The organism is Rathayibacter sp. AY1F6 (assembly GCF_002932035.1).
In the GTDB taxonomy this organism is placed as follows: Bacteria; Actinomycetota; Actinomycetes; order Actinomycetales; family Microbacteriaceae; genus Rathayibacter.
Map to the genome: position 1 here is coordinate 103,781 of NZ_PSVD01000003.1, position 24,882 is coordinate 128,662.

Sequence of the window (24,882 nt, forward strand, 5' to 3'; positions counted from 1 at the left end):
ACGTACGCACTTAGAATTAGGAGCCGCGAGTTGAACTTGCGCCGAATCATCAGGTTACAAAACGTTTCTTCCTACGAAGAGATGCATCTTCAGTCCGCCGCCACTGCCAGAAAAACTCGTCAAACTGTGGCAGCTCGATGCGAGCAGCATTTGCGGCATGATCGAGCTCGTTGATGATATTGGCTTGGAAACGTAGAAGCGCGTGGCAAAGCATCGTTCCTTTGATTTGAACTCGCTTTGTAAGAATCCATTGAGACTGCTCAGCTAAAGATGAATTTAGCACCTCACCGCTCTCACCCTCAAAGCGGACGATGGCCGCAGGCAATTCGTCCATGTACGAAGCTGAAAGTAGTGCTCGCGTTTCCCGCGGGGTAACGACCAATTCACGCTCCGAGAGCAAACCGGACACGAGCACATGGTAGCGACCGACGGGGTCGGACCATTCCTCGCGCACCGAATTCAGGACATTCAGATTATGGTAACGATCGTGGCTCGCAAAATTGCTTAGAAATTTCAGCACCGCGCGGGGTTCATCGCCAAGTCCCTCAAGTTGAATTCCCCGTCGCTCGACGATATTTTCTAGTATCTCAAAGAGCTCAACAAGATTATGGCTAATTACCCGAAAATGTGATCCGGTTGGGAACGCTTCGTGCGCAACTCGATGATCGAGCGCGACAATCAGCTTACCGAGCCGCTCGAGGCCGATAGAGACATTGAAGAAGCCCTCATAGTAACGCCCTTGCATTCCGTAATCCGCGCCGCGCAAGGCGGTCATGCCTGTTTCCAGGAGCGCCTTGGCCAGCCAGGCTTCTTGGGTAAGCGCCCTTTTTGCACCTGCCGGAAGCTGAACCCGATCCATGCTCTTTTTCCTCCAATGCCTCCTTCGTCAGACTGGGCTGGTGAAAAGAGCGTCGTGCAAATTATCTCAGTCTTCGAACCCAGTTTGGCGAATCCTTCAATGTTCGATCAATGAGACCTCCCCTCCGAGTGGTCCGAGCGGCTCCTAGCCTCCCCGTCGTACGAACTTACCCTTGCGTGAGGACGCTGTCCAACCTCATCGGCGCGGAGAATTAGCTTCGCAACGGGATCGCACGACATCCATTTATAAGAGCGCGACAGCAAGCTACTAACGCCGGCTGTCGTACGCAACTTCAAAGGCGAGGAATCTGTCCGCAGAGCGCCCGCCTTTGTTATCCCCGGCTACTGCCGCTCTATCGCGGCGAATGCCGGCGCGAGAACTCTTAAGGCGCTGGTCCGGCGGTACAACGTTGCGCGCGTAACATTTATGATCTGCAACAGTAGGGGAGGACTGGAGCGTGCGTTGGATTGCCAGAGTCTCCGAGATAAGGAATCGTGGCGCCCCTCGACCGCCACTCGGAAACTAGGTCCCGACGACGTGGTAGCGGTGCCGACCTGAGAACCACAGCCCGGTCTTGAACGACCGACGGTACGTTCCGACGAATCCGATCGGCTTGACGAATACGTCGACCTTCCAAGAGAGGCCGTCGACCACCGGCAAGACATCCCCGCGCTTCTTCAGGTCTAAGTACCAGGAATCCGCCGCAGAGGTGACGAATACCGCTTGCCTTCCGCTCGGCCCTCTCGGAAGCAGGTAGGCGTCCGAATCCACCTCGCCTTGTTGCCCAAGGTGACCCGAGAGGTGCAGCGAGTCCCCCTCCAGAAAGTTAATCCACTCGTAGCTCCGCGCGTTTGGCGACGCCAGGTACTCCTGCAGCCACCGGTGCCAGCGGTCAGGCAGAGGTTTCCCCGACTCGGACGACGGAGCGCAAGGCTCTCCAGGACGACCGACCGGGAACACGGCACGGCGCCGAAGCAGCCACGCGAGGATCACGTCGAGGTTGCCGTCCGCATCCCACACCTCCGCGACCAACCGGAGCGTGGGGTCCTCCGTCGGCTTGCCCGCGTCGTACCACCACATCAGCCCGCGATCCGGGCGGGTCCAGCCGAGGCGGTACAGCAACAGTTGCTGCAGCGCTGACCAGTAGCCCAGCGACTGAGGGTGCGGGTCCCCTCGCAACGGTGCGGCTGGGATCCGTCCATACGAACTGTCGAAGCTCACTGCGCGCAGCACATCGGGTACCCCCCAGAACCACTCGAACTGGCCCCCGAGGTCAGCGTCGCGAGGAGTCGCCCTTGCGGCGTCGCTCGAGAAGCGCGTTCGCTCGATCAGCTGATTCGTATCCACCACCATTGCCCCCATGCTCGCTCGGAAGACCGGCGCATCAACACTAAGTAGACGAACACCTTCGTGGCCGACGTGCGCCTCTATCAGTTCATTACGTCACCAACTCGAACAGAACCTGCCTGCACTGGCAAGACCATACTGAGCTCTAGAGCCTGCAAACCACGCCGCGCCGGACCCCAGCAACGACGGAGACCCGTCAGCTCGATCGCGACGGCACCTCGGCTTGCGCCCTTCTTGCCCGCTAGCTGGGAGGCGTGGAGGTGGCGGTGGCGAAGTCGAAGCAACAGGCATCCAAGCTCTGGGCAGACCGACAACACATCGATCCCTCACCATGGACGCGCAGGGCGTCTCCCCGTGTGTGCGGGAAGGACCCTCTGCATGGTTCGCAGGCCGCACGGAAGTGCGACTAGTTGCGAAACCCCCGAACCCGCGAGGACACCAACCATAGAGGCTCTGCCACACCCACCGACGAGACGTCCTACCTCCAGACAAATGCGCCTGCAGTCAAACCGAGCCTGTTCCCCGACGCCGCATCGGCAGGGGGATCCATGTCAACCTGACATTTACTCCGCTTCTCGCCACTGAGCGAGTGGTGACCCTCTTGGCTCCGAGAGACCTCGCGGTGAAGCGCTGAGCGGGTGTCTCCGCCCGCTCCTGAAGACGCTGGTGAACGCACCGATCAGGGTGATCGACGTCGACGGCTGCGTCGACCCTCGTGACGGCGCGACCGTCGGGCTGCCGGCTGTTCACGAGCGGTTGCAGCGACTCGCAGACACAGCGGCGAGATGTCGATCGCGGGTCTCTGTACCCGCTCGTCTCTGCCTGGCTACGGCAAGGTCGTACCTGAGCTATAGATTGAAGATCTTGTGATTCTTGAGGGCTGGTGACGATGCGAGCGGACTCACCGTTGTGGCGGGTGATGGGCGACCCCGCGCAGGCTGTAGAAGCCGCAGCGCTCGCGCGCGTGTGCCAGCTCCTCCCGGACGACGGCATCGCACGAGCGTGGGCGAACGTCAGCTTCACCGACAGCGACGGCAAGCTCAACGAGGTCGACGTTCTGATCCTCACCCGGGCGGGTCTGCTCCTCGTCGAGCTGAAAGGCTGGCACGGAGACGTTTCAGGCGACCAGCACAGCTGGACGCACGCGGGCCGGCGAGAGCCGAATCCGCGCAAGCTGGCCAATCTCAAGGTGAAGCGACTCGCCAGCGTTCTGAAGGATCTCGCGCGTGCCAACGGTGCTTCAGCCAACACGGTGCCCTTCGTCGTCGAAGCCGTCGTCCTGCACGGTCAAGACTCACGGGTGAACCTCGATCGATACGGGTCAGAGGCGGTGTTCGCGCTCGACGGATACAAGGTGAAGAGCGCCGGAGAGCCCCTCCGATTGTTCTCGGAGTTGATCGCAGCGCCACCGACGCACTCCCTCATCGATCGCCCCGCAGCGAAGACCATCGATGCGCTCATGAACGCCGCCGGCCTGATGCCACGCGCCAAGCAGCGGATGATCGGTCAGTTCGCTCTCGACTCGAGCGAACCACTCGGCGAGGGTCCCGGCTGGCAGGACTTCCTGGTCACCCACCCTCGAGCCAAGACGAAGCATCGCATCCGTCTCTTCCCGTACCCCAAAGGCTCGAGCAAGGACGCTCGCGCAGAGATTGGTCATCGTGCTCAGCGAGAGTTTCGACTGACCTACGGCGTCATCCATCCGGGCATCATCGGACCGACAGAGCTGCTCGACTCCGAGGAGGGTCCGGCCCTCGTCTTCGCCCACGATCCGGGTGAGGCGAGCCTCGGGGAGTACCTCGCTGAGCATGCCAACGACCTCGACTTCGCGGATCGCGAGCGTCTCGTGCAGCAGCTCGCCGAGCTGGTGCGATTCGCCCACGGGCAGCGGCTCACCCACCGCGCCCTGTCGCCGGTCAGCGTTCGAGTCACATCGAGCGCAGACGAGACGACCCTCCGCATCCGCGACTGGGATCTCGCGCGGCGACCGGAAGCCGGAACGACGACCGCCACGCTGCTGTCCCGCGGGATCACCGACATCTTCGGGCTCGTGGAACAAGACGCAATGCTGTATCTCGCTCCTGAAACGCTGCGCGGTTCGGCGCCGGATTCGGCACAGACGTTGGACGTCTACGGGCTCGGCGCGCTCGCCTTCCTCCTTCTCACTCAGCAGCCGCCCGCCGCGAACCTGCCTGCACTCGAAGCACTCATCGCGTCTAGCGCAGTGGGCCTCGACCCGCGAGCCGTGACGCCGGAGGTCTCGGACGCCCACGCAGCGGTCATCCTCGAAGCGACCGCCTTCCGTGAAGAACTCCGCCTTCTCGATGTCGGGGAGTTCCAGACCTCGTTCGAACAAGCGAGACGAGCGATGCGATCCGAAGAACAACCGGTGCCCGCTCCAGGCGACCCGCTCGATGCCGCGATCGGTGACATCGTCGGGGAGCGGTTCGAGATCGAGCAGCGTCGCGGCTCCGGCTCAACCGGTGTGGCGCTCCAGGTGACCGATTACGACAGCGACCACGATCACGTCATCCTGAAGCTTGCGAAGGACGATGCCGCCGCCACGCGGCTCGCCATCGAAGCAGAGGTCCTCGACCGACTGGACAGCCCCCGCGTCGTGAAACGACTCGACGGGCCGCTCGCAGTCGGCACTCGCCAGGGGCTCCTGATGACGGACGCGGGGCGCGAGACGCTTGCCGACCGTATCCGCCTCGAGGGGAAGGCGACGATCGAGCAACTGGAACGATGGGCGGACGATCTCTTCGAAGCGGCTCAGCACATGGGAGAGCGCGGCGTCTTCCACCGGGACATCAAGCCGTCGAATCTCGCGGTGAAGCCCGATCCAGGGAATCGGAAGCCACGGCTCATGCTGTTCGACTTCTCCCTGGCGGAGGAGCCCCTCGAGAACGTCAAGGCAGGCTCGCGCCCCTATCTCGACCCTTACCTCGGATCGGGCGGACGGTCGCAGTACGACAGCGCTGCCGAACGCTTCGCCATCGCAACGACACTGTTCGAACTGTCGACGAGTTACCAGGTCTGGTGGCCCTCGGGCGACGCGCCGACCACTGCGATGGAAGCACCTGTCGTCGAGGCCTCGTCTTTCGATCCGAGCGTCGCCAGGGGCCTCAGCGCGTTCTTCCAGGCGGCGCTGGCACCGAAGGTGTCGGACCGGCACCCGTCGCTCGACGAGATGCGGAAAGCCTGGAGTACAGCACTCGCAGGCGCACGAACCGACGAGCAGGACGCGGAGGCCAACGACGCGAAGGCAGCCACCGCGACGCTCGATACTCCGCTATCGGATGCCGGACTGAGCGCCCGAGCTCTCTCAGCTCTCAGCAGGGTCAAAGCGAAGACGGTCGGCCAGCTGCTGGGGATCCCGCCGATGACGATCAATGGAGTTCGTGGCCTCGGTGAGCAGGTGCGGCGCGAGATTCAGTCCCGGATTCGCGAGTGGCGTCAGCGGCTGACGTCCGCGACCGAGATCGTGGAGCCACCAGCGCAAGCAGGACGCCGCTCCGTCGAGTCCCTCTTCGGTTCGGTCTCGCAGAAATCTGGCGAATCCGTGGAAGACCAGTACAGGCGACTGCGCAAGAACAGCACGCTGAAGGGCCCTACTGCAGACACCGCTCGCTGGGTGCAAGAGCTCGGAGGAATAGCGACCCTCGACGAGGTCTCGACGAAGTTGCTCCGCGAGTACGGGTCAACGCTCGATGAGGGAAAGCGGAGACAGCCTGCGAACGAAGTCGTCCGCACGATCCTCGAGCTCGACACTCGCTCGAGTGCGCCTCGCTTCGTCTTCCAGACCCTTCGGCAACGATCGGGCACCGCCGTCGCGTTCGCTCCGGACGATGGCAGCGGCTTCTCGTTCGACGACGCGGAGCTTCACCTCGAGGTACTGCTCCGGCACGCACAGCTGGTCGACCGACTCCTCGTCGACGACGACGTCGTCCCGGCGACGCGCCTTCGTGAAAATCTGCTCGCCGAGGACGAACCAGCTCTTCGACTCTCGAGCTCTCGGGTCGCCCAACTCGCTGTCGGGCTGTCGGCAACGGGGCGGCTCTCGTCGGTCGGGGAGGCGTATCGAGCTGATCTCGACCCCGCACGGGCTGTCGAGTTGGCGCTTCGCGGTGCTGCGACACAGGACCTCGCAGTCGTCACGATCGAGCAGCGCGTCCGTGCGCGATTCCCTGCGATCCATACCATTCCGAACCGGCCCGCTCTCGACACGGCCGTCATGACGGCGATGCCGTATCTCGAGTGGCGTGATGACAAGGGAAGGTACAGGCTGCGCGATTCCGACCTACAGTCATCGAGTCGCACGGGCACCTCGACGGTCTGGGGGCGGCCTGCCGATGATCCGGTGATCGCGAGCCGGCTGAGCGGCTCCCTGCGAGACAAGGGCGCCCTCGTTCTCGTCACCTCGCGTCAACGGGGGCTCGCTCTCACGGCGACTCGCCTGGCCCGCGAGCACGGCCTCCGCGTTGTCGATCTGGCCGATCTCGCCCTCGGCGCTCTGAAAGCGACAGCTGTAGCGAAACAGGTCAAGTGGCCCGTTGTGATTCGTGCTGATGGCCAGCCATCGGGTTCACAAGATCGGCGCCACCTTTTCACTCTCGCTCGTCTAGCCATCACTCCTGCCTGGCAGAACCTGATGGCCGAAGAGGAGCCGATGATCCTCATGAATGCCGCCATTCTCGCGCGCCTCGACCTCGTCGATCTGCTCGCGGAGGTGACCGACCTCGGCACGTCGCGCGCCGCAGCACGCTGGTTCGTCCTGCCGCGGCCGCTCTCCAGCGGTACCCCGGACCTCGACGGGTCGCCCTTCCCCTTCGGCGCGGACGGATGGCTCGAGTTGTCACTCGGCGCACTTGATCCCACCGGCTTCGAACTACCTGCCTCAACGACGCACCGAAAGGTCGGCACCCCGTGATCGACTCAGCCCTCCTCCTCGCCGACCTGAAGCGCCAGCTCAGGCTGCTTGAGGCAGACCTCCGCGCGCGCGCCGACGACGTCGACAACCCGTGGGGAGCGCGCCTCCGAGAGGAACACGACACTGCGACGCGGCGTGAGCGCACAGGCCTTGCCTGGATCGCCTGGCGCGATGGCGAGATCGCCCAAGCCGCCGTCTCTTGGATTCTCGCAAGTGTGTTCATCCGCTTCGCCGAAGACAACGGTCTGCTCGCCGACGCCCAGCGGAACGACCGTCCAATTGCGCAGCCGTGGTTCGCCGCCCCTGGCGAGGGTCTCGACAGGGCGGTGGAGAACGAAGCCGCGTTTTACGCCGCGTCGCCGACCATGACCAGCCGCGACTGGATGCAAGACGCCTTCCGCGCTCTCGCCGATCTGCCCGCCGGCCGGCCTCTCGTCGATCCGCGGCATTCGGCCGTCTGGCATGCACCGATCTCGGCGGACGCGTCCGACGGGCTGCTCGCCTTCTTCCGCCGAACCACTCCGAGTGGCGAGCTGGTGCACGACTTCGGTGACACCGACTTGGGCACTCGCTTCCTCGGCGACCTTTACCAAGATCTGTCGGACTATGCGAAGAAGACCTACGCGCTACTGCAGACCCCGGACTTCATCGAAGAATTCATTCTCGATCAGACGCTAACTCCCGCGATCGCGGAATTTGGGCTTACAGGGCTCAAGCTCATCGATCCTGCTTGTGGATCCGGGCACTTCCTGCTCGGCGCCTTCGACAAGCTAAACGCCGAATGGGCCGCCGTTGCACCCGGTCTGGACAAAGGCGAGCGCGTCCAGCGCGCTCTTGATTCAGTGCACGGCGTGGACCTGAATCCCTTCGCAGTCGCCATCGCTCGCTTCCGCCTCACCGTTGCGGCCATCAAGGCGTCCGGCATTTCAACCCTGACCGCGGCGCCCTCCTTCCGCTACCGCCTGGCAATTGGTGATTCGCTGCTCGGCAGCGTGCGCCAGTCGCCCACTCTCGATCTCGGCGATGGCAAGTACTTCGAATACAAAGCCGAAGACCTCCGAGATTTCTCACATATTCTCACAACTAATCAATATCATGTTGTAGTGGCAAATCCGCCATACATTCAACCCCCGGATCCAAAAGTCAGGGATCAGTATCGAGCGCTTTACAGCACTTGTTACAGGAAGTTCCCGCTATCAGTTCCTTTCATGGAGTTACTATTTCGGTTGGCCCGGCGTCCCGACGGGCGGGGGGCAGGTTACGTCGGCCAAATTACCTCGAATTCATTCCTTAAAAGAGAATTTGGCAAGACCTTGATCGAGAATTTTCTCTCTGGAGGCCTGACCGGTGAAGGACATCCCGAATATGTCGATATTACCGCCGTAATCGATACTTCCAGGGCCTACATACCAGGACATAACAGCGAGGGTACGGCAACCCTGATGCTTTTTGGCCGCCCGCGGAAACCGCAAGCAACTTTTGTTCGCGCGGCGCTTGGGAGGCTCGGAGAATCGAGTCGCCCCAGTGATCCGAATCTGGGCTTGGTTTGGCGCGACATTGTCGATCATATGGACGAGCCTGGATACAATGGTTCATACGTCTCAGTTGTCGATCTACCCCGAAGCAAGCTACGCAGATGGCCTTGGTCGCTGACTGGAGGTGGCGCAGGGGAACTTAAAGAACTAGTGGAGTCAGCGGCAATCGAACGCCTCGGGAACGTAATATCGGAGGCTGGGTTTGTTGCAGTCCTCGGCGAGGAGGCACCATTCGAGGTACCCAATTCATTCCATGGCCCCGCCGTAGATCTCGTGTTTGGTGAAGCCGTTAGAGATTATGAGATCGGGACGCTACGTCGCTATTGGCCCTACTCCCCCTCCCTTGCACCCAATATGGAATCGCGAAACTCGCGCTGGCTTTGGCCGTATCGGTCGCCTCTGAAGAATGTCATCTTCTTCGGCAAGAAACCGGAACAGCGCGGGTTCGAGTGGTTCCAGTACGCCTTCCTCGCCGTGAGCAAACTAGAAACGCCATTGTCGATCACGTACGCAGAAATATCGACCCACAATCACTTCGCCCTGGACCGCGGCGGCAGGGTTTTCAACCGAACCGCGCCCGTTCTAAAGCTTCCGGCAGGCGCGACAGATGACGACCACTACAACCTCTTGGGCTTTCTAAACTCATCGACCGCTTGCTTCTGGCTGCAAGAAGTAAGCCAGCAAAAACAGGGCGGGGCAGAGCGTTGGGACTGGCATTTTCAGATGACCTCGTCAAAACTAAAAGCTTATCCAATTCCGCGTGCTCAAGCATCGACTTTCGCCCGTCAAATCGACGAACTGATTGAAAAGCGTGCGGCTACCTCCCCAGCATCGATTCTGGTGCGCGAGGGGACGGCTGGCCTTGCAGTAGGACGGAATTATTGGGAGCAGCTGGGGCGTACAATGATTGCCCTTCAAGAGGAGCTTGATTGGCACGTTTATGTGGCATATGGGATTGCGGACGCTCGGCTCGCGCCCGAGCTGCCACATTTGATACCTATTGCTGCAAATGAAAGACCTTTCGAGATCGGAATGGCCCGTTCTCTTGAGCGGGGAGAAATGGAAACAGAATGGTTTGTGCGCCGTGGGCGCGATCCGCTCACGGCCTTCCCTTCTCACTGGCCTAGGTGGTTCCATGAACTTGCAATGCGACGGCTCGCTGCGACGGAAGCGAATCCATTCCTCGGTCTCCTAGAGCAACCCGAATACAAACGCCGCTGGGCGGGGCCGAGTTGGGAGGAGCTGCTCGCCGAGGCCGTGCTGATTGCGCTTCTCGGCCGACTCGAGGGTGCCGAGCTCTGGCACGATGCGTCCGGTCGCCCCCGCGTTCACTCTGCAGCGCAGGTGGCGGACGAGCTTAGGCGCGACGAGAGCTTCCGCGAACTGCTTGTAATTCATGCAGGTTCTCAGGATTACGACCTCACCACCGAGGTGAGCAAGCTTTTGGCCCGCGAGGCTGTTCCTGCGCTTGCAACTCTTCGGTACAAGGATCGGGGAATCGAAAAGTTTCGGGAGTGGGAGCGGGTCTGGCAGCTTCAGCGCGCTGAAGACCGGGGCGAGCTCGTCGACGTGCCGGTGCCGCCGAAGTACAAGCCGGCCGATTTCCTCAAGACCAATTACTGGTCCGCCCGCGGGAAGCTCGACGTCCCCAAAGAGCGGTTCCTCTCTTTTCCCGGCAGCACGCTCCCAGACGATTCGACAGCTCTCTTCGGCTGGGCCGGCTGGGACCACGCGGAGCGCGGGCAGGCGATCGCCCGTCTGACGAACGAGCTGTCCCGCGCGGGCGCACCGGACGAGCAGGTCATCCCTCTCGTCGGCGCCCTGGTCGAGCTCGAGCCCTGGCTGAAGCAGTGGCACGATGAGCTCGACGCCCGCAGCGGTGTAAGCCCTGCCGTCGCCATCTCCGGACTCATCACTACGCTGCTCGACCGCCTGGGTCTCGGCAGAGACGACATCGCCGCCTGGCGACCGCCCGCGCCAACGCGCGGAAGAAGGAGCGCTTCGTGACCGACTACTCCCTGAACTCTCCCCTGCGAGACCTGATCCGGCTCCCGGAACGGGTCGAAGCGGCCGACTTCGTGATCAAGCTCGACGAGGGTGTCGCCCGGCATGAGCAGACCATCAAGGACTACGTGGTCACCGAGGCGATCGCCGGCGCGCTCGCGGATGGACTCGATCTCGTCACGAGCGCCCTGCGCAGTCAATCGTCGCGCGGCTCGTTCCTCGACGGGTCCTTCGGCTCCGGAAAGTCTCACTACATGGCGGTGCTCCACCTCCTGCTGTCGGGCAGCATCGCGGCCAGGCAGATCCCTGGGCTCGCACCCGTCATCGCCAACCGCCAGGAGACCCTCGAGCGCAAGCTACTCGTCCTCGACTTCAACCTGCTCGGCGCACGCTCCTTCGAGGATGCGATCTTCGGCGGCTACCTCGACACCGTGGCGACCAAGCATCCCGACGCGCCGGCACCTGTGCTGCACGCGAGCGACTCACTCCTCGCCGACGCTCGAGGGCTTCGCGCCCGCCTGGGCGACGCCGCCTTCTTTGATGGTCTCGGGGGTGGCTATGCGGCCTGGGGTGACTTCGGCGCATCGTGGGATGCGCGGACCTTCGACGCTGCGGCCGAGCAGGCACCCGGAACCGCGGACCGCGATCGCCTCGTCGGCGACCTCGTCTCCGCTTACTTCGCCGGATACGCGCGGTCGGGCGAATGGCTGCCCATGAAGGACGGGCTGCGGGCCCTCTCCTCACACGCGAAGTCGCTCGGCTATCAGGGCCTCGTCTTCCTGATCGATGAGATCGTGCTCTGGCTCGGCCAGCACCTCGCCGATCAGGCGTGGGTGCAGGGCGAGATCGAGAAGGTCGTGCAACTCGCCGAGAACGCCGCCGCGAATCTCCCTGTCCCCATTGCGTCCTTCCTCGCTCGGCAGCGCGACCTCCGCGACTTCCTGGGATCGCACATTGCGGGTGCCGAGCGCGCGGCGCAAGGGCAGCTCTTCCAGTACTGGGAGGATCGGTTCTCGAAGATCACACTCCAGGCCGCCGATCTACCCAGGATCGTCAAGCAGCGCCTCCTCCAGCCGATCTCGACCGATGCCGCGACCACTCTCAGCCGTGCCCTGACCGAGGTGAAGCGCGACTACGCATCCTGGGGCTACCTGCTCAGCGACGACGCGAACTCCGACGAGCGCGCCTTCGCCGACGTCTACCCGTTCAGTCCGGCGCTCGTCGACACGATGGTCGCTCTGTCGAGTCTCATGCAGCGCGAGCGAACCGCGCTCAAACTCATGGCCGAGCTGCTCAGCGACGGGCGCGACGTGTTGCTGGTGCGCGATGTGATCCCGGTCGGCGACCTGTACGCGCCGGTCGTTCTCGGCGGATCACAGCCGCTCTCCGAGGAGATGAAGCAGCTGTTCGCGATCTCGCGACGCTTCTACGAGTCAAAGATGAAGCCCTACCTGCTGCGCAAGCACGGGCTTACGGAGAGTGCCATCGCGGGGCTGCCCCGCGGCCATGCGATCATCACGGAAGACCGCCTCGCGAAGACCGTGCTCATTGCCTCCCTCGCACCGAACGCCGCCTCGCTCGCGAACCTCACCGCCGCAAAACTCGCCGCGTTGAACTGGGGAACGATCGACGCTTTCATTCCCGGCACGGAGGCCGAGCAGGTGCTCTCCCTCGTCCGTGGATGGTCGAGCGAGTTCGGCGAGATCAGCGTCGGCGACGGCCCGGACCCGATCATCGCCGCGACTCTCAGCGGCGTCGACTACGACTCGATCCTCGACCGAGTCCGGACCGAGGACAACCTGCACACCCGACGCGAGATCGTCCGCAAGTTGATCGCGGCCGAGCTGCAGCTTCCGCCGGACGACACGCTCGTCGGGAAGCGTCTGACGCACGTCTGGCGGGGTCACAAGCGAGTCGTCACCGTCAAGTTCGGCAACGTCCGAGACGACACGGACGTGCTCGACAGCGATCTCCTGCACAGCGATCCCGAGTGGCGGGCGGTCATCGACTTCCCCTACGACAGCGGAACGCACTCTCCCGCCGACGATGTGGCGCGACTACGGAAGCTCCGCGAGGGCACGCGGGGGTCGAACACCATCGCGTGGATCCCCAACTTCCTGTCGGAGGCACGCCAGGCCGATCTCGGCAAGCTCGTCCTGCTCGAGTACCTCTTGACGGGGAGCCGCTTCGACCAGAACGCCGATCACCTCGCGCAGGCCGACCGCGGACCCGCTCGTCAGACACTGGAGTCGCAGCGGCGGACTCTCCGCGACGTCCTCACGACCGCGCTAAGACAGGCGTACGGGGTGAACGCTCCGGACGAGACGAACGTCGGCAGCGACCTCGCCGGCAACGAGATCTTCTCCGCGCTCGCGCCCGGTGTCCCCATCACTCCGCCCCCGACCGGCACCCTTCTTGCTGGTCTGCGGCACGCTCTCGAGACCGTCTGGCGAGACGAGTTCCCGGATCACCCTGATCTCGGGGGTGAGGAGGTCACCGATAGGCGACTTGCGGAGGCCCTCGGCCTCATCACCTCGACGGTCGAGCTGGGCGGGCGCCGCCAGGGGCTCGCCGCCGCCGAGCAGCGCCTCGCGCGGGACATCATCGCTCCCTTGGGGCTCGGTGCGCAGAACGAGAACGTGCTGGTCATCGACGCCACAAACTTCGTCTGGGGCCCGCGCTTCGCACGCTGGGAGGGCGAGCTCGCTCCTGCGATGACCGTCGGCGCTCTCCGCGGGAAGCTCGCGTCGTGGGGCATGACGCGGGGGATGGAGGACGCAGTCCTCATCACCTGGGCGCTGCTCGGCAACTGGGAGTTCGGCGGCGGCGTTCCGACGATCGGCTCCCTGCCTGACGGAGCGAGCCCTCGGAAGGCGAACCTGCCGAGCCAGGAGGACTGGGATCTCGCGCAGCAGAGAGCCGGATCGATCTTCGAGACGGTTTCGGAGGTGAACCTCACTCCGCGCGCGGTCGGCCGATTCGCTACCGCTCTTCGAGCCGCCGTCGCCGGCAGCCGGGTGACGACTTTCTGCGCGGCGCTCGAGCTGCACGCGGAGGTGCTCGGCATCGACGTGGCCGCGGCGACTGGCCGCTTGGCCACAGCGCGGCGAATGGCGGAGCTGACCGGGGCGCTGTCCGCCACGATCGGAGACAAGGCGCTGATCGAGACGCTATCGACGTTCGACCTGCCGACAGAGCTCAGCTCCTTTGGCAGCGCTCACGGCTCCGCCGAGCGGCTCGCCCGGGAACTCGACGGCCTCGACTGGGACATGATCGCTGCGGCACAGGCCAAGCACGACTCCGCGTTCACCGAATCGCTCGCGCAGCTGCGGGAGGCCGCGGCGGTGGACGAGTCCGTCGCGTCACTGGAACCACGCTTGAAAGACGCTGCCGCGAAAGCTCGGAAACTCGTCATCACCCTGGACCCTCCTGTTATCCGTCCTCCCCTCCCTCCGATCGACCCGCCGACGCAGGCCATTCACCGACGCCGAACCACTGTCACCGACCTCGATAAGGCGTTCGACACACTCCGCACCGAGATCGAGCAGGAGGTCGGCATAGACGGCAGCGTCACGATCACCTGGCAGGTCGACTGAGCATGCCCGCACCGACCGTGACCGAGCCTGCCCTTCGTCAGCACCTCACTGCCTGGCTCTCGAGCGAGCGCCGACGCGCGAGGACGATCCTCGTCCGTGCACAGCCGACGTGGTCGGGAGCAGAGACGCTCACCTTCGGCGACGCCACCGTACGTGTGGTCGAGGGCGTCTCGGGGCTCGCCGCGCTCGACGCGATGCGCTCCGCGGGCGAGGACGAGTTCATCGCCGTGCTCACCTCGCTGTCCGAAGTCGAGCTGGGCACGGCGGTCGTGCTCGATGCCGAGAGGCAGAAGGTCACGGACTTGGACGAGTGGAACATCGTGCCGGCGCTGTTCGGCGCGCGCGAGTATCCCGCCCAGCCCGTCCGCGCGCTCGGGTCCTGGGTGCCGCGACTCCTCGTCTCCCTCCGCCGAGAACGCGGGTTCATGCCGGCTCCGGGTGGAGTGCTCTCTGCTCAGCACGTCGTCCAGTCGATGCTCGTGGCGATGCTCGGCGTCGACCGCGTCGACGCTCTCGCTGCATCGACCGCGCTCGCGACTCTCGATGACCCCGGAGTGAAGTCCCGTCTTGTGAACCTGGATCAGGAGTCACGCGCTGGTCTGATCAGGGCGACCGCCATCCATGTCGAGCAGCACCTGGCAATGGCGCTGCGCGCCGCGTCCGCCCCTGGTGGGGTCTCCTCCGTCGCGGTGGGACTCGTCGTCGGTGAGCTGTGGGCCTCCGGACCCGTCGCATCGGACACCGCCGTCGCCGCCGCCCGCGTGAGAGTCGAGAGGTACGTGGGGACGGCGCCGAGCGCATCGGCTGCGCAGCGCTACGGCGCCTCCGCGAAGCTCATCGCCCAGCGATGGCTCGCCGACGGCAACGAGCACGCTCGTTCCGTCCTCGACCAGGCTGAGGCGCTCTGCGGAGACGTCGGCTGGGCCGAGGGCGCGGCGGCGTCCGGTTTCCTCCCCGCCGGCCTTCGCGCCCGCGTCTCGGTCTTCGCGGAAGCGGTCGAAGCCGCGGCAGCCGTCCCGAGTGCCCGTGCATCTCTCGCCGTCGACGATGCGCTCTCGCGGATCGAATCGCATGGCGCGCGCTCCTCCTTCGAGCGGTCCCGTTCCACCGCCCTCATGGCGGCGCGCCTCGTCCGGTGGCTGAGCGGCTCTCGCGCCTCCTCCGTAGGCCTGAGTTCCGCGATTCTCGCCTACGCGGCGGACGGCTCCTGGGCGGAGCGGGCCCTCGGAGACCTCTGGGACGGTGACACCGATCGAAGCCTCGCCGGCGCGTACCGCGCGCTCGCCTACGCGGTGCAGACCCAGCGTCGTCTCGCGGACGCCACCGCTGCACGGGCACTCACCGGCGATCTGTCGACGGATGACTCCGTGCTCCCCGTGGAGAGCATGCTTTCACGCCTCGTCGTACCGCTCAGCACGCACGGCCCGGTCCTCCTCATCGTTCTGGACGGCATGAGCGTGCCCTCGGCGGTGGAACTGGCGACCGACCTCCCCTCTCGGGGCTGGACGGAGGTCGTCCGGAAGACGTCTCTGCGACGCGGTGCCGCCCTCGCAGCTCTGCCGACCGTGACGGAGTACTCACGCACCTCGCTCTTCTCCGGAGCATTGCGCAAGGGAACGCAGCAGCTCGAGAAGGCGCAGTTCGCCACCGCGGTCGATGGAGTGGTGTTCCACAAAGACGATCTGCGTTCAGAGCCCGGACACGCGCTACCGCCGGCCGTCAGCGACGCGATCGCCGACTCCGGTCGAAAGATCGTCGGCATCGTGCTGAACACGATCGATGATGCATTGGCGAGCGCCGATGTCGATTCACTCCGCTGGAGTCTGCGCTCGATAGCGCACCTCGAAGCGGTTCTTGACGCCGCGCTCGAAGCCCGACGAACCGTCATCCTCACGTCCGATCACGGGCACATCGTCGAGCGCGGCAGTGAGCTCCGGAGTGTCCCGCAGTCGCCGGCGCGGTGGCGCGAGGTCACCACGGGGACCGCACTGGCCGACGAAGTCCTCGTCAGCGGCCCGCGCGTCCTCGCCCCCGGCGGCAGCGCGGTGCTCGCCGTTTCCGACGGCCTCCGCTACGCCTCGAAGAAGGCGGGCTACCACGGAGGCGCAGCCCTCGCCGAGCTGACCATTCCGATCCTCGTCGCCAAGCCCCGCGGTGCTGGTGACCCGGCCGGTTGGGTGGAGGCTCCCCCTCAGGAGCCGTTGTGGTGGAACGAAACCCTCAGGGCGCCGACGGCTCCGCCCCCTGCATCGCCCAAGCGCAGGGCGACGAAGACGAAGGAGCCTGCGGCGACCGTCGGCTCGACGCTGTTCGAGATCGAGCCGACCGCGGAGGAGGCTCCCATATCTCGGCGGAGCACCGCCGAGCAGCTTGTCGCGAGCGACATCTATCGAGCACGCCGCAAGATGGCCGGTCGTCACCCGATCGAGGACAGCGTCGCAAGCGCGATCGTCGCGGCTCTTCAGGCAGGCGGCGGTCGCGCGCATCGCGACACCCTGGCCGTCCGGGCTGCCGTTCCGGGTGCGAAGATGCCCGGTCTCCTCGCGGCGTTCCGCCGGGTCCTCAACCGGGACGGCTACCTGGTCATCGACACGGATTCAGACGGGGTCACTGTGGTTCTCGACCTCGCGCTTCTCAAGGAGCAGTTCGAGTTGGGTACTGGATCATGACGGCCGTCAGCCCGCGTCGGCGCCGCGAGATCATCGATGCCCTGCGCCGCGGCACGGTCCCTCAGCGCGGACTGGATGTCATGGCCGTCGGTCTCGACCGCTTCGAGGCCTCGGTGATCGACGAGCTGGACAGCGTCTCGGACGGCGGTGCGGTCTTCAAGGCCGTTCGCGGCGAATACGGAGCGGGCAAGACCTTCTTCGCGCGGTGGCTGACGGAGACCGCGAAGCAGCGAGGATTCGCGACTGCGGAAGTGCAGATCTCGGAGACGGAGACACCGTTGCACCGTCTCGAGACGATCTACCGCAGAGTGACCGAGAACCTCTCGACCGAGGCGACCCCGCCGAGTGCCTTCCGCGAGGTCGTGGACGGATGGCTTCGGGTCCTCGAGGAGGATGCGATCGCCTCGGGTGCCTCTTCCGTCGACCGCAGCGAGGTCACGCGGCTCACCGAGTCGTTGCTGGAACGGCGTCTGGCTGCGGTGTCCAGCACGGCTCCCGCTTTCGCTGCCGCCCTTCGGGGATACCACGTCGCGACCGTCGCGGGAGATATCGAGACCGCTGACGGGCTCGCCGCATGGCTCGCCGGGCAGCCTCACGTCGCGGCGTCCGTCCGACGCGTCGCGGGTGTGCGCGGTGACCTCGACCATTTCGGCGCGTTCGGATTCCTCCAAGGTCTCCTCGCCGTTCTCCGCGACTCGGATTACCGCGGCCTCGTGCTGGTTCTGGATGAGGTCGAGACCCTGCAGAGAGTGCGCAGCGACGTGCGCGAGAAATCCCTCAACGCGCTCCGGCAGCTTCTCGACGAGATCGACGCGGGACGCTTCCCTGGCCTCTACGTGCTCATTACCGGTACGCCTGCGTTCTTCGACGGGGCACAGGGGGTGCAACGTCTCCCTCCACTCGCTGCTCGGCTCGGAGTCGACTTCAGCGGGGATCCTCGATGGGACAACCCCCGGGCGCCGCAGGTGCGGCTCCTCGGGTTCCAGCGCGACAGTCTCCTGGAGCTGGGCACGCGCGTTCGTGGCATCTACATCTCGGGCAGTGCCGAGGCCGATCGGATCGCGGCACTCGTCACCGATGACTACCTCGAGGCGCTCGCGCAGACTGTGGCCGGTCGGCTCGGGGGCAAGGTCGGGATAGCCCCACGGCTCTATCTCCGGAAGCTCGTCGACATTCTCGACAAGGTCGAGCAGTTCCCCGATTACGTGCCGACGGAGGCTTCGTCCGTCACCGTGTCTTCAGCGGAGCTGAATGAGGACGAGCGCGCAGCGGCCGGCGGACTCGACGCAATCCAGCTCGATGTCTGACGGCGCCGAACTGGCGGGCGCGCTCGAGTATCACGTCGCGAACACGCTCGGCTGGCATGACCTGCGGCCGCTGCAGCGGGCGGCGATCGAGCCCGTGCGCTCCGGCGCCGACTGCCTTCTCATCGCCCCGACTGCCGGAGGGAAGACAGAGGCGGCGGTGTTCCCCCTCCTGTCCCGGATGGTGGACGAAGGATGGAGTGGATTCAGCGTCGTCTACGTCGCTCCTCTGAAGGCTCTGTTGAATAACCTCCTCCCTCGGCTCGAGCAGTACACCGCGTGGCTCGGCCGACGGGTCGCGCTCTGGCACGGAGACATCGGAGACGGCCCCCGTCGGGAGATCCTCAGCGAACCACCGGACATCCTTCTCACGACCCCGGAGTCGCTCGAAGCGCTGCTCGTCTCTCGACGAGTGGACCACCGGCTGCTGTTCCGCGGACTCCGGGTCGTCGTCGCCGATGAGATCCACTCGTTCGCGGCCGGTGACCGCGGATGGCACCTGCTCGCGGTCCTGGAGCGGATCCAGCGCATCGCGGAGCACCGTATCCAGCGCATCGGACTGTCCGCGACGCTCGGGAATCCGAGCGACGTCCTCGCCTGGTTCCAGGGATCGAATCTGAGTGCGGGCATCGCGAGCCGGGTGGTGACTGCCGGCGATCCACCGATGCCTCCGGATGTCACACTCGATTACGTCGGCTCGACCGAGAACGCCGCAGTTGTCATAGCCGCGCTGCACCCCGGCGAGAAGCGGCTCGCCTTCTGTGAATCCAGGAAACAGGCGGAGGAGCTCGCCTACGAACTGCGAGATCGCGGCGTCACCACGTTCATCTCGCACTCCTCCCTCTCCCTGGACGAACGCCGACGAAGCGAACAGGCGTTCGCCGAGAGCCGTGACTGCGTCATCGTCTCGACGTCGACCCTCGAGCTCGGGATCGACATCGGTGACCTCGACCGCATGATCCAGCTCGATTCACCGCGATCGGTCGGGTCGTTCCTGCAGCGACTCGGCCGGACCGGACGGCGGGCCGGCGCAGCGAGGAACGCGCTGTTCCTCACCACCGAGCACGAGACCTTCCTGCGTGCAGCCGGATTGCTCCACCTGTGGGGGACGGGCTTCGTGGAGCCGATCACTCCGCCGCCCTCCCCTCGGCACCTCGCGGCGCAGCAGTTTCTGGCCCTCGCTCTTCAAGAAGGCCGATTCGCTCGGGACTCCTGGCATGAGTGGTGGGCGGGAAGCCTGGTGATGGCCGACGGCCAGGAGGTGCTCGACTACCTCGTCGAGGAAGGCTTCCTCGCCAGCGACGGTGGCTGGGTCTTCATTGGACCGACCGCCGAGAAGAAGTTCGGAGGCAAGAACTTCCTCGAGCTCCTGAGCACCTTCGTGGCAGATCTCGAACTGACGGTCGTCCACGGGCGGAAGGAGATCGGTGGAGTGGCGCCGATCTCTCTGAGTGCCACGATCATCCGCGGCGAGAAGCCGTTGCTGCTGGCCGGGAACGCGTGGAGGGTGGTCTCCGTCGACTGGGGTCGACACCGCATCGAGGTCGAGCCGGAGATCAGCCGCGGCAATGTGCGGTGGTCGTCAGGCGCGCTGCCCGAGTCGTTCGACATGGTCCGCGCCCGCAGAGAGGTTCTTCTCGGCGCCGAGCCACCCGTCCAACTGTCGGAGCGTGCCCAGAAGGCGTTAGCCACGGGTCGAGAGGGCTGGTCGAGCCGGTTGGACGCTGCGGGACTCGTGCTGACTCGCGGCTCCGCTCACGTCGAGCTCTGGAGCCTGGCCGGCCTCAAGGCGCACGAGACGCTTGCTGCAGCATTGCCACCAGCGTTCGAGGCGCGATCAACAAACGAGTCGATGCGTTTCGCTTCTGGATTCGACGTCTCGGTTCTCCGAGAGGCCGTCCTGGATACTGCGCTGCCTTTTATCTCGCCGGACGCCGTCTCCGGATTGAAGTTCTCGGCGGCGCTGCCACCGGACTTCGCGCGCGCGACCCTGGCTGAGCGGTTCGTCGACCGAGTCCATGCAGCGACGGTGGCTCGTGAACCCATCGTGTCGAGGGCTGCGACCGACGGCTAGGTCTTCACCAGGGCGCTCGTTCTCGGCGAATGAGGAGGCGGTATCCACTGCCGTGGTCCCGACCTCACCGAGGGCGGACCACTCAGCGGGCATCAGAATTCGAACACCGTGTCCGGATCATCCCATGCGGCCCGAAGCTCCGCGAGGTTCCCGAGGTCGGCGAGAGGGGAAGTGCGGGCCACCTCGACGATGCCCCCCACAACGACGCGGAGCGCCTCCACGTCCCCTGACTGCAGGGCGACGTCGAGGCCTGCGAAAAGCCTCTGATGCGTCTCACGTCGCTCCGCGAAGATCTGATCGAAGTATTTCTTCAGTACCCGCTCCGAGGCCTCGATGCGCGCCACTTCAGTCTCGCGATAGGTTCGCAGCTTCTCGCGCTTCGTGCTCTCCGTCTCGTGGATATGAACGGCTTCACGGCTGGCGTCGATAAGTTGAGTCAGCGCACCGAGTGCGTCAGCGGCAGTGAACTTGCCGGCAGCGGCGGAGACTGCTCTGCTCGTCCTCGACGGCACGGGAGTCGTCTTCTTCGCCTCATCGGTCATTGCGAATCACCTCGTCCTCCTCGCGATACTTAAGCACCAGTTCACTTGTCCTTTCGTCAAGATCGACGTCTTCGTCGATGATCGGCGCCGTAGCGACGTCCCGAACAGCCTTCACAAGCACGACCGCCTTCTGGAATCTCTCCGCATGACGCTCGACCTCGAACGGTTCGGATTCGAGCAGATCGATCGCGGCCGCAGACTCTGAAATGAGCCTAGCCAGAATCGAGTCGACCTCGCCCACTCTCTCCTGGACCGCGAGTAGAAGCCCATTGCGGGCGTCCAGCTGAGCGATTCCAATCTCGATCTGGGTCTGATACGCAGCCGCGGCACTTTTCTCTCTGGTTCCTCGATTCTTGACCGTCAAGCCCGCGATCAGCGCCGTCGGTCCAATCACTGCGACGTTGAGCATCGTCGCACCTAGCGCCATCCCGCCGCCCCCGGCCGCTAGCGAACCTCCTCCCAGCCAGGCCAGCGTCGCGCTTGTCGCAGCCGCTCCACCCAGTCCGGATATCGCCGTTCCCGTGCCTGCCGCCGCGAAAGAAGCAACGCCGGTGCGCATCACGATCGGAGCAGCAACCCCGGCGATGGTCGAACCGACGACTCCCCGCACCCATCCCGCGACGTCCGCGTCGAGCTTGGCGAGCCCCAAAACCTGCTGATCTGCTCCGTCTATCCCATCGAGAATCAGATGCTCGCTCGCGCGTACCTGCTTGTTGTGCCGAACAAGAAAAGCCTTCATCCGGAGAATGACCTCCCGGTGGGCGCGTTCCTGGGTACTTCCCAGAGCCCGAAGGCACTGATTCGTCTCCTCTACTGCTGCGACGTGAATTTCGTGTCGTGCCTCGTAAGCGGCTTGGTGCGCTTTTCTGTCGGCTCTCGCCTTCTTGATCTGAGCTCCACCCCAGATGCCCGCCGCGCCGCCTCCCGCGCCGGAGACGGTAGTCGCAACGACGATTGCGAGTGGGATGAGGGGTAGAACCACAGTGACGTCTCCAAGAGGTGGACGGTTGCTTCGCGGCGGTCGGCCACCGTGGCGAATGCGGTCCAAGCCTAGGTCCTGGCTCACTAGGTCAGGCTCTGGAACTCAATGAACCAGGCCACCCGTACTTCGTGACCAGCTCGAGCGGGAACGACCAACCGACCTGCATCTCGACGGCGAGTCGCCTGCTGCTCCCTCACGACGGCTCCAGCCCGAGCTACGTAGTCGTCGGGCGCACTAGCTGAAGACCCACGCCTTCTCACATTCAACTCCGGGAGGAGTGGTGCGCATGCAATCCTTCAGCTCCTCCGACCCCCATCCCGATCAGGGATCGCCCGTACCCTGAGGACACCGCTCTCCCGAAGAACAGGACCAGCCGCTCATGGACGTGCAAGAGACCCGACTCCAGCAGGTCCTGGAGGGCGCCAAGCAGTACCGCGTGCCGCTGTACCAGCGCCCGTACTCCTGGACCGCGAAGCAGCTCGATCGGCTCTGGTCGGACGTCGTCGACCTCGCCGAGCAGCGCGTCAATAGTCCGGGCGCCACTCACTTCACCGGCTCCCTCGTCCTCTCGCTGGGCGAGATCGGGCCGGCAGGGTCGCAGTTCCTCGTCGTTGATGGGCAGCAGCGCCTCACCACCCTCAGCCTGTTCATCTGCGCCCTGCGCGACCACTACGCGGAGACGGAGCCGGAGTACCCCGAGAAGGTGCAGCGGCTCGAAGAGACGTACCTGTTCGACCGGTTCAAGCGCGGCGATGATCGGTTGAAGGTCCTGCCCACGCAAGCCGACAGGCAGGCGTTCCGGGCGATCGTCGACGGGAACATCGATCAGTCCGTGGCGTCCGGCGTGCTCGACGCCTACCGGTTCTTCCGCACGAAGCTGCACGGCGCCGATGATCCCGACGACGCCTACGACATGGATCGCATCGAGTCGGCAGTTCTGAACGGTCTGGTCTTCGTCTCCATCACGGCGCACGCCCACGACAACGTGTACCGGATCTTCGAGTCGCTCAACAACACCGGCCTCAAGCTCACCCAGGGCGATCTGCTGCGCAACTACATCTTCATGCGGCTCGGATCGCGCAGCGAGGAGATCTACGACAGCTGGTGGCTGCCCCTGCAGAAGGCCCTCTCACCGGCCGATCTCGAGGCGCTGTTCTGGATCGACCTGATCTGGTCCACACCCGATGCGAAGCAGGGAGACATCTACTCGCTGCAGGTCGATCGGATGCGGTCGCTCACTGAGGATCAGATCGTCGCCGAGGTCCGCCGGTACAGCGGACTCGCCCAGTTGCTGGCGGTGATCCGGAATCCCGAGAACGAGCCGGACCCGGACGTCCGTGCCGCGCTGCAGCGCAATGGGCAGTGGGGGCTCTCGGCGACCGACGCGCTCGTCCTCCACCTGCTCCGGCTGCGCGACGCGGGCTCGGTCAGCTCCTCCGAGGTCGCCGAGTCGTTGCGACTGCTCGAGTCGTTCATGGTGCGCCGAGTCATCATCGGCGCGAGCAGTGCGGCTCTGTCACGGATCCTCTATCGCGCACCTCTCGAAGTCGGGGAGTCGGACGTCGCGTCGACCCTCCACCGCTACTTCTCCGTCGGGCGGAAATTCTTCGCAACCGACGCGCAGATCCGCGAAGCCGTCCTCTCGAAGCCCTTCTACTACCAGGGCCGACCCGCGCAACGGAAGATGATCCTCGCCTGGCTCGAGGACGTGACTCCGATCGAATGGCGCGACAGAGACGTCACCGCGAAGGAGCACACGGATCCCAGCGCGGCCACCATCGAGCACGTCATGCCGCAGAAGCTCAGTCAGACCTGGCGCGAGGCGCTTGCCGGCGACCTCGAACCTTTCGACACCGTCGACGAGATGCACGAGTCCTATGTGCACACGCTCGCGAACCTGACTCTGACCTCGTACAACTCCGAGCTCAGCAATCGCCCGTTCTCAGAGAAGCGGCAGCTCCTCGATACGTCGAGCTTCCGCCTCAATCGCGAGATCGCCGGCCAGACAGCCTGGACTCGCCGTCAGATCGTCGAGCGCGGCTCCGTGATCGCCGACAGGATCATCTCTACGTGGGCCGCACCGCTCGCTGACACGGAGACCCGCGATTCCGGGGTCTCCTGGAGGCTCGTCCTCGACCTGGTGGCGGCGATCCCTGCGGGCCGGTGGGCCAGTTACGGCGACATCGCGACAGTCGCCGGAACCCATCCCGTTCCCCTCGGGCAGTACCTGACCCACAATCCGGTGCCGAACGCGTACCGCGTCCTCAAGCAGTCCGGTCAGATCTCGCCGGGCTTCGTCTGGGAGGCGGACAGCCCACATGCCGAAATCGCTCCTGAGGAGCTGCTGACGTCGGAGGGGGTGACCTTCGACTCCGCGGGCCGTGCTGATCTCGGACAGAAGCTGGCGGTGCCGGAACTCGCGGAGCTCGTGGGGCTCTCGATCCACTCCGACATCGACTCCGTCCCCGACGAGGGGAACAGCGAGCGAGCCGACTTCCTCGCCGGTGTCGCCGACCGGCAGGCCCCGTCGACCGTCCACGGCGTCGTCGAGCTCCTCGACGAGTGGGAGCGTCTCGGAGGGATTCTGGACTTCGGCGCCGCGGAGGAGAAGTCGTGTTTCCTCGTCGCGCGCGGCTCCGCTCCGGCCTCGAAGAGCATCTGGCCGCTGACCCTCTACCCGAGCGGCAGTGTCGAAGTCGTCTTCCAGCACATGCGGAGCCGACCGCCGTTCGACTCGGTCGCGCTCCGAGAAGAGCTGCTCAATCGTCTCAACGCTGTCAACGGTATCGACCTGCCGGAGGGCCGTTTGGAGAAGCGACCCTCGTTCGACCTCGAAGTCCTCGCCGACCGGACTGCTCGGCTGCAACTCGTCGAAGTGCTCGAGTGGTTCATGAGTGAGCTCGTGGCGTATGACAATGCGCGCATAGGCAGTAGCGAATGATCTGGCGACGGATCATCCTCTGCCGGCTCGAGGAGCGGATCCGATCCGGCGTGTGAAGACGGCAGTTTCACTGACGCCACTCGCCGCATCCGGGAGTCC

The 24,882-nt window shown here is 64.8% G+C and carries 11 protein-coding genes; 7 read left to right on the forward strand and 4 right to left on the reverse strand.

Going from position 1 to position 24,882, the window contains the following annotated elements; all coding sequences use genetic code 11:
* Window positions 1-49: 49 nt before the first annotated feature.
* Together C5C44_RS16660 and C5C44_RS04245 are read right to left on the reverse strand one after the other, a co-directional pair.
* Window positions 50-859 carry a hypothetical protein gene (locus tag C5C44_RS16660; protein WP_146084297.1) on the reverse strand — a complete coding sequence of 270 codons (810 nt, stop codon included), beginning with the start codon at window positions 857-859 and terminating at the stop codon, window positions 50-52.
* Between the two features lie 522 nt (window positions 860-1,381).
* A complete protein-coding gene (locus tag C5C44_RS04245) occupies window positions 1,382-2,212 on the reverse strand; it encodes a hypothetical protein (protein ID WP_146084298.1) in 831 nt (276 codons plus the stop codon).
* 913 nt (window positions 2,213-3,125) lie between these two features.
* On the opposite strand from C5C44_RS04245, the gene C5C44_RS04250 reads away from it, so the two are divergent.
* From C5C44_RS04250 to C5C44_RS04275, 6 genes are all read left to right on the forward strand, one after another.
* Window positions 3,126-7,136, forward strand: a complete 4,011-nt coding sequence (locus tag C5C44_RS04250; protein WP_258066669.1) for an NERD domain-containing protein — start codon at window positions 3,126-3,128, stop codon at window positions 7,134-7,136.
* The gene (gene pglX, locus C5C44_RS04255; RefSeq protein ID WP_104335380.1) at window positions 7,133-10,678 is read left to right on the forward strand and encodes a BREX-2 system adenine-specific DNA-methyltransferase PglX; all 3,546 of its coding nucleotides are present in this window, start codon (window positions 7,133-7,135) and stop codon (window positions 10,676-10,678) included. The genes C5C44_RS04250 and pglX overlap by 4 nt, the downstream gene beginning before the upstream one ends.
* 71 nt (window positions 10,679-10,749) lie before the next feature.
* On the forward strand, window positions 10,750-14,271 hold the full coding sequence (locus tag C5C44_RS04260) for a hypothetical protein (protein WP_181132711.1): 3,522 nt from the start codon (window positions 10,750-10,752) through the stop codon (window positions 14,269-14,271).
* Window positions 14,272-14,273: 2 nt separating this feature from the next.
* On the forward strand, window positions 14,274-16,940 hold the full coding sequence (pglZ, locus tag C5C44_RS04265) for a BREX-2 system phosphatase PglZ (protein WP_104335382.1): 2,667 nt from the start codon (window positions 14,274-14,276) through the stop codon (window positions 16,938-16,940).
* Complete coding sequence (gene brxD / locus C5C44_RS04270) at window positions 16,937-18,247, forward strand: BREX system ATP-binding protein BrxD (RefSeq protein WP_104335383.1); 1,311 nt, start codon at window positions 16,937-16,939, stop codon at window positions 18,245-18,247. The genes pglZ and brxD overlap by 4 nt, the downstream gene beginning before the upstream one ends.
* Entirely contained in the window at window positions 18,240-20,318 is a 2,079-nt protein-coding gene (locus C5C44_RS04275) for a DEAD/DEAH box helicase (protein WP_104335430.1), read from the forward strand. Before brxD ends, C5C44_RS04275 begins: the two co-directional genes overlap by 8 nt.
* 92 nt (window positions 20,319-20,410) lie before the next feature.
* Here the strand turns inward: C5C44_RS04275 and C5C44_RS04280 are convergent, their stop codons facing one another.
* Entirely contained in the window at window positions 20,411-20,860 is a 450-nt protein-coding gene (locus C5C44_RS04280) for a hypothetical protein (protein WP_219827825.1), read from the reverse strand.
* On the reverse strand, window positions 20,850-21,842 hold the full coding sequence (locus C5C44_RS16665) for a hypothetical protein (protein ID WP_146084299.1): 993 nt from the start codon (window positions 21,840-21,842) through the stop codon (window positions 20,850-20,852). Before C5C44_RS16665 ends, C5C44_RS04280 begins: the two co-directional genes overlap by 11 nt.
* 379 nt (window positions 21,843-22,221) lie before the next feature.
* On the opposite strand from C5C44_RS16665, the gene C5C44_RS04290 reads away from it, so the two are divergent.
* Window positions 22,222-24,783 (forward strand): DUF262 domain-containing protein, encoded by a 2,562-nt coding sequence (locus tag C5C44_RS04290; protein WP_104335385.1) that lies wholly within the window; start codon window positions 22,222-22,224, stop codon window positions 24,781-24,783.
* Window positions 24,784-24,882: the final 99 nt, after the last annotated feature.

Bases quoted from the DNA above. Each gene is read 5' to 3' on its own strand.
- C5C44_RS04280 (WP_219827825.1), bottom strand. From the start codon at position 20,860: ATGACCGATGAGGCGAAGAAGACGACTCCCGTGCCGTCGAGGACGAGC.
- C5C44_RS04250 (WP_258066669.1), top strand. From the start codon at position 3,126: ATGGGCGACCCCGCGCAGGCTGTAGAAGCCGCAGCGCTCGCGCGCGTG.
- C5C44_RS16660 (WP_146084297.1), bottom strand. From the start codon at position 859: ATGGATCGGGTTCAGCTTCCGGCAGGTGCAAAAAGGGCGCTTACCCAA.
- C5C44_RS04245 (WP_146084298.1), bottom strand. From the start codon at position 2,212: ATGGTGGTGGATACGAATCAGCTGATCGAGCGAACGCGCTTCTCGAGC.
- pglZ (WP_104335382.1), top strand. From the start codon at position 14,274: ATGCCCGCACCGACCGTGACCGAGCCTGCCCTTCGTCAGCACCTCACT.
- C5C44_RS04290 (WP_104335385.1), top strand. From the start codon at position 22,222: ATGGACGTGCAAGAGACCCGACTCCAGCAGGTCCTGGAGGGCGCCAAG.
- C5C44_RS04275 (WP_104335430.1), top strand. From the start codon at position 18,240: ATGTCTGACGGCGCCGAACTGGCGGGCGCGCTCGAGTATCACGTCGCG.
- brxD (WP_104335383.1), top strand. From the start codon at position 16,937: ATGACGGCCGTCAGCCCGCGTCGGCGCCGCGAGATCATCGATGCCCTG.